Raw genomic sequence first — 12562 nt, 5'->3', positions numbered from 1 at the left:
CAGAACTGGATCAATCAACTCCCCCGAAAGTCCTTTCACTACAGTTCGCCGGAGGAATTATTTCAGACTGTCCTACTTGATCTTGCAATCTAGAAGCATTTTATTTTTATTCTGCGCCGTACTCCGCCGGAAGCTCATTGATGAGTTCCAGAGAGTGCTCCTCGTTCATGCTCTCGCAGAGATCCAGGAAGACATCCAGGGGGACGTTCTGAATCTGCCTGTTGGAGCCGCGGACATTGATGGAGACGGTATTCTCCTCTGCCTCTCTGTCACCCAGCACGATGATATACGGATCCTTGTAATTCTTATATTTCTTGATCTTCTCTTTCATATTGCTGTCGCTGTAATCTGCCTCGCAGCGGATGCCGTTCTTCTGAAGAAGCTTCTCCACCTTCTCTGCGTAAGCATTGTGCTCCATACGAATCGGAACGATGCCGACCTGCATCGGAGAGAGCCAGAACGGGAACGCCCCCTTGAAGTTCTCGATGATGATGCCGATGAAGCGCTCAAGGGAACCGTAAATAGCGCGGTGAATGACGACCGGCATCTCCTTGCTTCCGTCCTGGGCAATATAGCTCAGGCCGAAGTTATGCGGGAGCTGGAAATCGAGCTGTACGGTCCCGCACTGCCATTCTCTGCCGAGCGCATCCTTGATCTGAAGATCAATCTTCGGGCCATAGAAGGCGCCGTCTCCCTCATTAACCTCGTATCCGCCCTCACCGTACTTGTCGTCCAGAATTTTCTTCAGTGCGGCCTCTGCGCGATTCCACACCTCAATATCTCCCATGAAGTCGTCCGGACGGGTGGAGAGTTCCGCGCGGTAGGTAACACCGAAGGTTCCATAGATCTCATCCGCTATCGAAATAATATCAGCGATCTCCTCCTCTATCTGAGACTCCATCACAAAGGTATGGTCGTCATCCTGACGGAACTCCTGCACGCGAAACAGGCCGTTCATCTGTCCGGACTTTTCCTTGCGATGCAGGACATCATACTCGCTGTAGCGGATCGGAAGCTCCTTATAGGAGTGTGTGCTGCGCTTATAGGTCATCATGGCATTCGGGCAGTTCATGGGTTTGGCAGCCATAGTGTCAATCGCCTCGCGGTCAAAGACGGCGGAGCCGGCGAGCATCTTCACACAGCCCGGCGCCGCATCTGGCTCGAGGAGATTCTCCATGACATTTGGGATCTCCGCATCGGCCTTCAGCCATCCGGAAACACCCGGAACCATAAACATATTATTGACATAGTGCGCCCAATGACCGCTGATGAGCCAGAGCTTCTTATTGTTGATGAGCGGCGCGGAGATCTCAGTATAGCCGTGTGCCTCCTGCACCTCGCGGGAGTACTGCAGCAGCGCCTGATACATCTTCCAGCCTCTCGGCAGCCAGTAGGGCATGCCGGGTGCAGTCTCATCAAACATAAAGAGATCCAGCTGCGGACCTATTTTTTTGTGATCGCGCTCCATGGCCTCCTGCACGAGCTTGATATGCTGTTTCAGCTCATCCTTGCTCGGGAAGGCATAGACATAGATTCTTTGGAGCTGATCGCGCTTCTCATCACCTCTCCAGTAGGAGCCGGAGACGGACTTGATCTGAAAAGCCGCACTCATGAGCTCCTGGGAGTTCTGGACGTGCGGTCCGCGACACAGGTCTGCGTAATCATCGCCAGTGTAGTAGACTGTGAGTCTCTCATTCTCGGGGAGCTCCTGAATAAGCTCGGTCTTGAATTTCTGATCCTTAAAGAGCTCCAGTGCCTCTGCGCGGGAGAGCTCCTTCACGCTCCAGTCCTCTCTGCGCTTGATGATCTCGCGCATCTTGTTCTCGATCGTCTTGAAATCATCCTGATTCACAGTTCTCGGCAGGACAAAATCGTAGTACAGACCATCTGCAATCTGCGGCCCTATGGCGTACTGTACATTCTCTCTGCCAAAAATCTCGATCACAGCCTTCGCCAGTATATGCGCGAGGGAGTGGCGGTAAACCTCCAGATACTCTGCTCTTTCCACTTAAATACCTCCTTGGTTCATGCTGGCGTCCGCAGGTCGGCGCGCCGTGTACCAGTGCCGAAACTTTTGGTGGTAGAAATAGAAAAAGTCCCTGCACTGTCTGTTGACAATGCAGGGACGCATATGCGCGGTTCCACCCTGTTTATCTGAAGTACGAACTTCAGATCGCTTCATTCTGATGATAACGGCATCACCGGGCCGGATTGGGGCCTCTCAGAGCTGGTCTTCAGCTGTTCACACAGAAGGCACTTGCAGAACGGCCTGCGCCGGCGCCCCTCTCTGACTGTACTTGCAGCTTACTCTTCTCTTCAACGATTTGACTTAAGAAATATTACAACATTTTTATCTGGATGTAAAGCCCGAAACTCTGAGCGCAGCAAATATACCGGCTCAGGCGATGTGCAGAAACTTTGTCGCAAACTCGAAGTACAGGGTAAGGCTCACAGCATCTACCAGAGTGGTGATGAGGGGCGATGCCATGATAGCCGGATCGATCCCGACGCGCTGAGCGGCCATGGGAAGCAGACAGCCGATCATCTTCGCCACGATCACAGTGAGGCACATACTGAGTACTACAACAATTCCCACGAGCTGCTGCCCCGGGAAAAAGAGGAGGATCCGCACAAAGTTTACGACTGCGAGCACCAGTCCGCAGAGCAGTCCCACGCGCAGCTCCTTCCAGAGCACCTTCAGTACATCGCGCAGTTCAATATCGCCGACTGCCATACCTCGGATAATCATGGTGCTGGCCTGACTGCCTGCATTTCCTCCTGTATCCATGAGCTGAGGAACAAAGGTTACAAGTACGGGCAGTACAGCGAAGGCTGCCTCATACTTTGCAAGTATTCCTCCCGTCAGGGTAGCGCTGATCATGAGAATAAGCAGCCAGGGTATACGGTGCTTTGCCATATCAATGACACCTGTCTTCAGATAGGGCTTCTCGGACGGCGTGATAGCAGCCATCTTCTCGAAGTCCTCTGTGGCCTCTTCTTCCATGACATCGATCGCATCGTCAAAGGTGACGATACCGACCAGACGGTTCTCCTTGTCCACTACAGGAAGTGAACTCAGACCGTACTTATTGAAGAGATCTACAACATCCTCTCTGTCTTCCGTGGTCTGCGCCTTAATGACATGTGTGTCCATGACGTCCTCGATCAGGGTCTCATAGGGATTCATGAGCAGATCTTTGACGGTCACCACGCCCTCGAGCGTTCGCTTATTGTCCATGACGTAGCAGGTGTAGATGGTCTCCTTGTCCACGCCGTGACGGCGGATGTAACTGAATGCCTCCTCTATGGTCATCATCTTGCGGAGGCCAATATATTCCGCCGTCATAATAGAACCCGCGGAATTCTCCGGATACTTCAGAAACTCATTGATTTGAGAGCGAGTCTCAGGGGTTGCATTCTGAAGCACACGCTTCACAATATTTGCCGGAAGCTCCTCGACCATATCAACGGCATCATCCACGGAGAGATCCTCGATGATGTTTGTGAGCTCCTTATCTGTGATACTGCTGACAATATGCTGCTGTTTATCGAGCTCCAGGCAGGCAAAGACCTCTGACGCAAGCTCCTTCGGAAGCAGGCGGAACACGACGACGGTCTTCTCCGGATCCAGCTCCTCGATGAAGGTGGCGACATCGACTTCGTTCATCTCGGAGAGTTCCTGACGGAGGGTACGAAACTTACTCTCATGCACCAGGGCCAGCAGAGCCTCGTTTCTCTCCTCCTCCTCCTCAATCTCATTTATCTTCTCTTCAGCCATAAACCTCTCCTCCTCTCCCTCTTTATGCAACTTCAGTCAAAACAGCCGCGGGCTGTGTGATCGCAGAGCCCGCGGCAGATACATCAGTGCTTCTCTAAATCGGAGGGTCTCATGGTGAGATCAATGCGATCCTTTACCGGATCGACCTTGATAACTTTGACAGTAACCTCATCACCGATGTTGACGACATCCTCTACCTTCGCGACTCTTCTGTCCGCGAGCTTGGAGATGTGAATCATGCCGTCCTTGTTTGGGGTCAGACTGACGAAGGCGCCAAACTCCAGAATGCGAACCACTTTACCCGTAAAGACCTGTCCGGCCTCTATCTCAGTAACAATGTTTCGAATGGTCTGGACAGCCTGTTCGATATTTTCTTTGTCGATGCCGCTGACGTTGACGCTGCCATCCTCCTCTATATCAATCTGAACACCGAAGTCCTCAATGATCTTATTAATGGTCTTGCCCTGCTTGCCGACGACATCTCCGATCTTCTTCGGGTCGATCTTGATCTGAAGGATCTTCGGCGCATATTTGCTGACCTCGGCCCTTGCCTCGGAGATTACCGGATTCATGATGTTGTTGAGGATATACATCCGGGCCTCACGGGTCTTGGCAATCGCCTCCTCAATGATCGGACGTGTGAGACCGTGGATCTTGATATCCATCTGAATTGCGTTGATCCCCTTTTCCGTTCCTGCGACCTTGAAGTCCATGTCGCCAAAGAAGTCCTCAAGGCCCTGAATATCCGTGAGCACGAGATAGTCATCATCCGTCTCACCGGTCACCAGACCGCAGGAGATTCCTGCAACCGGACGCTTGATCGGAACACCGGCAGCCATCAGTGCAAGGCTGGATGCGCATACGCTGGCCTGAGAGGTGGAGCCGTTGGACTCCATAGTCTCGGATACGCAGCGAATCGCGTAGGGGAACTCCTCCTCGCTCGGAATCATCGGAAGCAGTGCGCGCTCTGCCAGTGCGCCGTGGCCGATCTCTCTGCGGCCCGGACCTCTGGAGACACGGGTTTCTCCGACCGAGTAGGAGGGGAAGTTGTACTGGTGCAGGTAGCGCTTGCTCTTGATATCGACATCCATTCCCTCAAGTCTCTGAACCTCAGAGAGCGGAGCGAGTGTGCAGACATCAAGTATCTGGGTCTGACCTCTTGTGAACATCGCAGAGCCATGCACGCGGGGCAGAAGATCAATCTCAGCCGCCAGCGGACGGATCTCTGTAATCTGTCTGCCGTCCGGACGCTTATGATCCTTTAAAATCATCTTCCGCACAGTCTTCTTCTCATACTGATACATTGCATCAGAGATCAGGTCGAGCCATTCCTCATGATCTGCGAGCGCCTCCTTGCACTTCTCTGTGAGCTTATCCACATTGGCATCGCGGGTCTGCTTGTCGTCATTAAAGACAGCTTCCTCCATCTCCTCCTGCGGAATCACTTCTCTGATCGCGTCAAAGAGCTCCTGCGGAACCGCTGAGGAAATATAGCTGTGCTTCTCCTTGCCGACTTCAGCCTGAATCTTCTTAAAGAAGGCAATGATCTCCTTGTTGATGCGGTCTGCCTCGAAGATTGCGTCGATCATGCTCTGTTCCGGAACCTCATTTGCACCGGCCTCGATCATAATGACTTTGTGCTCTGTGCTGGCAACCGTCAGGGCGAGATCGGATACTTTCTTCTGCGCATTGGTGGGATTGATGATGAAATTTCCATCAATCAGACCGACCTGCGTCATCGCGCAGGGACCATCAAAGGGAATATCGGAAATAGTCACGGAGAGTGCGGTGCCGAGCATCGCAGTGAGCTCCGGAGCACAGTCAGGATCGACACTCATCACTAGATTTTCCAGAGTGACGTCATTTCTGTAGTCCTTCGGGAAGAGCGGGCGCATTGGGCGGTCGATCACGCGATCCGTCAGAATTGCGTTTTCAGAGGGCTTGCCCTCACGCTTCATAAAGCCGCCGGGGATCTTGCCGACAGCATACTGTCTCTCGCTGTATTCCACAGAGAGCGGGAAAAAATCAATGCCCTCTCTGGGCTGCTTGCTGGCCGTTGCAGTGGACAGTACCACTGTGTCACCGTAGTGCATCAGCGCTGCACCGTTTGCCTGTGCGCAGACTCTGCCGATTTCTACAGTCAGCGTTCTGCCTGCCAGTTCCATGCTGTAGCTCTTAAATTCTTTACTCATTTTATGTTTCCCTTTCCTCTCTCCAATTACGCGAACAGGTACTGAACAAAGTCCACAAGCGGACGATAACTCCGAGAAATTTCTTATATGATAAAGCAATATCAGGGTGGAATGCGTATTCCACCCTGAGAAAGAAAGCCTGTGTTTACTTTCTGAGTCCGAGCTTCTCGATCAGAGCGCGATAGCCCTCAAGATCGTTGTTCTTGAGATAGCCCAGAAGTCCTCTTCTGTGACCTACCATCATCAGAAGTCCTCTTCTGGAGTGGTGATCCTTCGGATTCGCCTTGAGATGCTCTGTGAGCTCCGCGATGCGCTCAGTCAGAAGTGCGATCTGAACCTCCGGTGAACCGGTATCGCCTTCCTTTCTTCCATATGCCTTGATGATTTCTTCCTTCTTCTCTTTTGTAATCATGTCTCTTCTCCTTTGATTTTTTCTGACCCGGCACTGCGGATTCGGTGGAGTTGCCGAAAACATAGTATCGGGCGCATAATACTTGAAAATAGTACCACGTAAGTTCTGTGAGTGTCAACCGCTTTCAGAGATATCTTTCAGTTCCTCAGCTGCCGATGCTCTGAATATCCCTCTGAATCTGCTCCTTCAGAGCATCCAGACTGTCAAATTTCAGCTCTGGTCGGAGGAAGCGAAGAAAACGCACACATATTCTCTGATCGTAGAGATCTCCGGAATAATTCAGCAGAAAGGTCTCAATCCTTGCGCGATGATGCTGTCTGTCCTCTTTTACAGACGGGTTCGTACCGACATTGGTGATCCCGCGAACCCAGCTTCCATCCGGAAGCTGGGTTTCTGTCTCATAGACACCGTGGCGCGGCAGAAGCTTCCCCTCCGGGACAGAGAGATTCACCGTTGGAAAGCCAAGTATGCTTCCTCCGATGTGGTTGCCTCTCTCTACGATGCCTTCTACGGAGTACACAGAGCCAAGCAGTTCATTCGCCTTCCCGATATTGCCGTTCTGAAGCTCCTCCCGGATGTAGCTGGAGCTGATATCCCGTCCCTCGTCCTGTTCCTTCTCTATAATAAAAGTCTGAAAGCCAAGCTCGGGACCGAGCCTCTGCAGCAGCTCCGCATTGCCGCTGCGGTTCCTCCCAAAAGCACAGTCCGGTCCTGCGACAATAAACTTCATGTTCATGCGGCCAATAAGGATATTTTTAAGAAAATCCTCACCTGACATGGCTGCAACCTCCGCAGTGAAGGGATATTCCACCAGATACTCGATCCCGGCGCTCTCCAGCTTTTTTCTTCGCTCGGCGTTGGTCGTGATCTGAGGTCGGCTGCTTCCTGTGACAATCTGTGCTGGGGGCGTTCCAAAGGTAAATATCGCCGTGGCACAGTGCTCTCGCGCCGCAATTTTACGCATACAGGAAAATATCTTCTGATGCCCCTTGTGATCTCCGTCAAATTTTCCGATGGAGACTACGGTGGGGACCGGAATTTGTATCTCTGTTGTCTCGATCCAGTCCTTCAAATTTTTTCCTTCCGCCGCTGCGTTATTGCAGCGAAAATATTTTTTTTGGCCTGTACAGGCCCTGATCGCTGCGGTAATAGAGCCCGATAAAGCGCTGCTCACTGTCGTAGACCCGAAAAATCGCCCCATCCTGTTCAGTCTGAGGCTGATGTTGGACTTCCGCAGCACTTGTCCTCTGAGAGCTGTTCTGTTCTTCGGAACCATCCGTCTTCGAAAGCAGAAGCTCCTTTGCGACAGGGTTCCCGTTGTGCAGATAGCGATCAGCCTGAGAAACGGCATGGAGTGCGGGGTACTCGGCGAGACAACGGTCTGTGGGTATCACCAGCTCTGAGATCCCCCCTTCTGCCACCGCAGCTTCAATTTCGGAAAGCTTTTTCGCCTGTGCAAGTGAAAAGCTTCCGGAACGCGTTCTGAGCAGCTGCTCCATACAGCCGCCGCAGCCCAATTTCTCACCAATATCATGGCAGAGCGTTCTAATATAGCTTCCCTTACTGCATTCGACTGTCACAGTGATGCGCGGCAGCTGCATCTCTTCTATTCTGATGTCATAGATATGGATGCGTCTTGGCTTTCGTTCCACCTCAATGCCGCGCCGCGCTAGATCTATAAGCTTCTGCCCATTCACCTTCAGAGCGGAGTACATGGGTGGGATCTGATCGTAATCACCAATGAAGGAAAAAATCGCCGCCCTCACTTTTTCCTCATCCGCACAGGGTGACAGCTGTTTTAGTACCGCACCGCTGATATCCTGCGTGTCCGTTGTGATTCCCAAAAGCAGCACCGCGCGATAGCACTTTGTCTTTTCAGTCAGCATATCGCAGAGCTTTGTCGCATTCCCGAGACAGACCGGAAGCACACCCTCCGCATCGGGATCGAGCGTACCGGTGTGCCCTATCTTCTTCTGATGGAGGATACCGCGAAGCTTTGCCACGACATCGTGGGAGCTGTACCCGCGCTCCTTCCGGACATTAAGTACCCCGTTCAGCATAGGAGCTGCCCTCTTATCTTTTCTGTGACAGCGCGCATGATCTCCTCCGCCGGCATCCGGACCGTGCAGCCGGCAGCGCGGATATGCCCGCCGCCGCCAAAGCAGGCGGCAATCTCTGATACATTTACCTTCTCATAGGAGCGCATGGACAGCTTGAACTCGCCTGGCTCTGTTTCGCCGCACAGCACAGAGCATTCCACCCCCTCCGTAAGTCGCAGCTGTTCTGCGATGCCGTCAAGATCCATGGAGCTTGCGCCGTATTCCGCCTTATCCTCCAGGGTGATAACAGCGTAGATCAGTCGGCCGTCCAGCACAGAGACGGCCTTTGTCAGCGCCCTGCCGAGAATGCGGTTCTGCACGAAGGTCTTTCTGTAGTAGGCGACATCAATCATATCTCCAAAGGGGATACCCGTCTCCATCAGCACTCCGGCAATCCGCATGGTCTCTGCGCTGGTCTGAGAATACTTGAACACTCCTGTATCCGTGATGATGCCCGTGTAGAGGCAGGCCGCAATCTCCCGGCTGATCTCCTGCTCCGGAAGCAGCGTATAGAGAAGCTCACAGGTAGAGCTCCGCTCCGGCTCACAGATTGTCTCCATCGCGAAATGTGGATTGGTCACATGGTGGTCAATATTGAGGCTCCGCTTTGCTGCATCAAAGAGCGCAGCAAAATCACCGAGCCGGCCGTGATCCGAGACATCCAGGGCTATTGCGAGCTCTGCATGTATGCCCTGTGCCGGATCTGTCACGATATCCTGAAATCCCTCAAGATAAGCAAATTTTGCCATTGGCTGTTCCAGACAGATACTGACCCGCTTCTCTGGTGCTGTGCTTCGTATGTAATTGTAAAGTGCCAGAGTGGAGCCGACACAGTCCCCATCCGGACGCACATGCCCAAACAGTGCAATGCTCCTCGCAGCAGCGATTCTTTCCAAAAGCAAAGTGTTCATTTATGCCTCTTCTTCGTCTTCCGCTGTATTTTCTTCGCCCTCTCTGTCCTTCTTCAGCTCATCCAGTATGCTGTCGATATGAGCGCCATAGGCAAGGGATCGGTCCGCGACAAAGCGGAGCTCCGGTGTGATGCGGAGATTGATCGTGCGGGCAAGCTCACGGCGAATAAATCCGGTGGCACTCTTCAGTCCCGCAAGTGTATCCTCCACCGCCGCGTCATTTCCCAGCACACTGACATAAACAGTACAGTACTTCAGGTCCGCAGTGACCCGCGCGTCCGTGATGCTGGTCATCGGACTGATGCGCGGATCCTTGATCCCGTTCATCACGACAGACTGAATCTCCTTGCGTACCTCAGCATTGATTCTTGTATTTTTAATGCTGCCTTTTTTCATCTTGTTATTTCCTCGGTACCTCTACCATGGCGTAGGCCTCAACCAGATCGCCCTCCATAAGGTCATTGAACTTCTCAAATACCAGACCGCACTCATAGCCGGCATTCACCTCTTTGACATCATCCTTGAATCTCTTGAGAGAGGCGAGATCGCCGTCAAAGATCTGCTCTCCCTCGCGGGTGATACGCGCCTTGCAGCCACGCTGAATTTTTCCGTCAAGCACATAGGAGCCCGCGATGGTTCCGACACCGGAGGCCTTGAACAGTGCTCTCACCTCCGCGTGACCGATCACTTTTTCCTCAAATACCGGCGCAAGCATGCCGCTCAGTGCGTGCTCAATATCCTCAATCGCCTGATAAATCACCTTGTAGAGGCGTATATCGACATGCTCGTGCTCTGCGATGGATTTTGCCGTTGCATCCGGGCGCACATTAAAGCCGATGATGATCGCATTGCTGGCACTCGCGAGAGCCACATCCGATTCACTGATGGCGCCGACCGCGCTGTGAATCACGCGCACCTGCACCTCTTCATTGGAGAGCTTGCTCAGAGATTGCTTGACTGCCTCCACAGAGCCCTGAACATCTGCCTTGACAATGAGCGGCAGTTCCTTGATTTCGCCGGCCTTGATCTGCCCGAAGAGATCATCGAGAGAGAGCTTCGCCTTGGTCTCCTCAATCAGCTTGTTCTTGCCCTCGCTGACAAAGGTTGCCGCAAAGTCCTTGGCCTCCTTGTCGCTGTCCATGGCGACGAAGATCTCGCCCGCATTCGGCACTGCGCTGAGACCCTGAATCTCCACAGGAGTGGAAGGCTTCGCCTCCTTCACGCGCATGCCCTTGTCGTTCAGCATGGCTCTGATCTTTCCGTAGCAGGAGCCCGCCGCCACGAAGTCACCGACGTGCAGGGTTCCCTTCTGAACCAGAACGGTCGCAACCGGCCCCTTGCCCTTGTCAAGCTGCGCCTCAACCACAAGTCCGCGGGCATTTCTGTTCGGATTTGCCTTCAGCTCCTTCACATCCGCTGTGAGCAGTATCATCTCCAGGAGATTTTCAATTCCTTCATGCGTTTTCGCGGAGATCGGGCAGCAGATTGTGGTTCCGCCCCAGTCCTCTGCGACAAGCTCGTACTGCATGAGCTCCTGCTTGACGCGCTCAATATTTGCCGCGGGCTTATCGATCTTATTGATTGCGACAATAATATCTACTCCCGCAGCCTTTGCATGGTTAATTGCCTCGACGGTCTGCGGCATGATGCCATCATCCGCCGCGACAACCAGAACTGCGATATCCGTGGACTGTGCGCCGCGCATACGCATCGCTGTAAATGCCTCATGTCCGGGTGTATCGAGGAAGGTGATCGGGCGATCCTTGACCTTCACCATATAAGCGCCGATATGCTGGGTGATGCCTCCGGCCTCGCGGCTTGTAACGCTGGTCTTACGGATTGCGTCGAGCAGAGAGGTCTTGCCGTGGTCAACGTGACCCATGACGCAGACAACCGGCGGACGGGAGACCATCTCCCCGACATCCTCCTTCTCCTCCTTCAGGAGCTCCGCGATCACGTCGATCTTCTCCTCCGGAGAGCAGAGGATCTCATACTCAAGCGCGAGCTCCTCCGCCTTCTCGTAGGGAATCTCCGAATTGATAGTATAAAGCTCCCCCTTCGCAAAGAGCTTCTTGATGAGCTCGGAGGCGTTCTTCTTCATCTTCTTCGCGAGCTCGCTGATGGTAATATTCTCCGGAAGAATAATCTCCTTGATCTCCTCCTCTACCTTTGCAGCCTTCGGCTTCTCCGGCATGATGAAGGGGTGACGTGTCACCTTGCCGCCCTTGCCGTTCTTAAAACCATCCTCTGTCTTGTAGCGCTTGTCATTCTTGTCCTTGAAGTTATTTTTGCTCGGACGGTTGCTGACCGGCTTCTTCACAAGCGGAGTATCCCCGCCGCCGACATTCTTGGAGGCAAAGTTTCCGCCCTTCCTATTGTCATAGCCGCTGCCCGGACGCGCACTGAAGGAACCGGATCTACCGCCCTGTCCCTGTGCAGGTCTGCCGCCCTGATAGCTGCCGCTGCGGTTGCCGTAGCTTCCACCCTGCGTCTGGACGTTTCGATTGCCCTGATAGCCGCCGGAGCTGCGGCCGCCGGAGCTTCCATTCTGTCCCTGTGCGGGTCTGCCGCCCTGATAGCTGCCGCTGCGATTTCCATAGCTTCCCTGGCGGCGATCACCCTGTGCAGGTCTGCCGGCCTGTCCGCCGCGGCTCTGATAGTTCCCCTGCGGTCTATCGCCCTGCAGCGTATTGAGCTGAACCACAACACCATTTCTTATGATGCTTCCGACGGGTCTGGTCGGAGCTGTATGTCTTACCGGAGCTGCTGGTCTCACAGGCGCAACAGGCTTTGCTGCGGTCTTTTGCTCCGTGCTCTTTGCCGCAGTATCCGTCTCCGGCTTCTCCGTTCTGGCAGCGGGAGCCGCCTTCTCAGCGGGCTTTGCTGCATGATTGTCCGGCTGAACGCCCTGCTTCAGCTCCTTCTCACTATCCTTCGGCGCAGCTGCGGTCTTAGTCCTTGCGGGCTTTGGGCTGCTCTTCGGCTTTACCCGGATCTGCTGGGCATTCTGCGGGCGGAAAACCGCCGTGAATTTTTTCTTCTTCGGTGCCGCCTCCGCACTCTGCTCCGCTGCTGATGCAGTATTCTCGCCTGCCGGCGCTGTATTTACCTCTACTTTTTTCGCTGTCTCTGATGTTTCTGTTTTCTTCACTACCTGGGCCTCCATTTTT

9 protein-coding genes are annotated in these 12562 nt (G+C 53.5%); all 9 read right to left on the bottom strand.

Features of this window, described 5'->3' with window-relative positions; all coding sequences use genetic code 11:
- Nucleotides 1–106: 106 nt before the first annotated feature.
- The 9 genes from J2S20_RS06410 to infB all read right to left on the bottom strand — a co-directional run bounded on the left by J2S20_RS06410 (nucleotide 107) and on the right by infB (nucleotide 12543).
- Nucleotides 107–2008, bottom strand: a complete 1902-nt coding sequence (locus J2S20_RS06410) for a threonine--tRNA ligase (protein WP_307254314.1) — start codon at nucleotides 2006–2008, stop codon at nucleotides 107–109.
- Between the two features lie 390 nt (nucleotides 2009–2398).
- On the bottom strand, nucleotides 2399–3778 hold the full coding sequence (mgtE, locus tag J2S20_RS06405) for a magnesium transporter (RefSeq protein ID WP_151154468.1): 1380 nt from the start codon (nucleotides 3776–3778) through the stop codon (nucleotides 2399–2401).
- Between the two features lie 83 nt (nucleotides 3779–3861).
- On the bottom strand, nucleotides 3862–5970 hold the full coding sequence (locus J2S20_RS06400; RefSeq protein WP_106611822.1) for a polyribonucleotide nucleotidyltransferase: 2109 nt from the start codon (nucleotides 5968–5970) through the stop codon (nucleotides 3862–3864).
- A gap of 145 nt (nucleotides 5971–6115) precedes the next feature.
- Nucleotides 6116–6382: a 30S ribosomal protein S15 gene (gene rpsO / locus J2S20_RS06395; RefSeq protein WP_106611821.1), complete on the bottom strand. Its 267-nt coding sequence runs from the start codon at nucleotides 6380–6382 to the stop codon at nucleotides 6116–6118.
- Nucleotides 6383–6527: 145 nt separating this feature from the next.
- Nucleotides 6528–7454 (bottom strand): bifunctional riboflavin kinase/FAD synthetase, encoded by a 927-nt coding sequence (locus J2S20_RS06390; RefSeq protein ID WP_307254306.1) that lies wholly within the window; start codon nucleotides 7452–7454, stop codon nucleotides 6528–6530.
- A 22-nt stretch (nucleotides 7455–7476) separates the two neighbouring features.
- The gene (gene truB / locus J2S20_RS06385; RefSeq protein ID WP_307254304.1) at nucleotides 7477–8442 is read right to left on the bottom strand and encodes a tRNA pseudouridine(55) synthase TruB; all 966 of its coding nucleotides are present in this window, start codon (nucleotides 8440–8442) and stop codon (nucleotides 7477–7479) included.
- Nucleotides 8436–9392: a DHH family phosphoesterase gene (locus J2S20_RS06380; protein ID WP_307254302.1), complete on the bottom strand. Its 957-nt coding sequence runs from the start codon at nucleotides 9390–9392 to the stop codon at nucleotides 8436–8438. The genes truB and J2S20_RS06380 overlap by 7 nt, the downstream gene beginning before the upstream one ends.
- A complete protein-coding gene (rbfA, locus tag J2S20_RS06375; protein ID WP_106611817.1) occupies nucleotides 9393–9788 on the bottom strand; it encodes a 30S ribosome-binding factor RbfA in 396 nt (131 codons plus the stop codon).
- Between the two features lie 4 nt (nucleotides 9789–9792).
- Complete coding sequence (gene infB, locus J2S20_RS06370; protein ID WP_307254300.1) at nucleotides 9793–12543, bottom strand: translation initiation factor IF-2; 2751 nt, start codon at nucleotides 12541–12543, stop codon at nucleotides 9793–9795.
- Between the last annotated feature and the right edge of the window lie 19 nt (nucleotides 12544–12562).

Origin of the sequence: Moryella indoligenes, assembly GCF_030812885.1 — a bacterium.
Classification (GTDB): domain Bacteria; phylum Bacillota; class Clostridia; order Lachnospirales; family Lachnospiraceae; genus Moryella; species Moryella indoligenes.
This window is presented reverse-complemented; position numbering and strand designations above follow the sequence as displayed.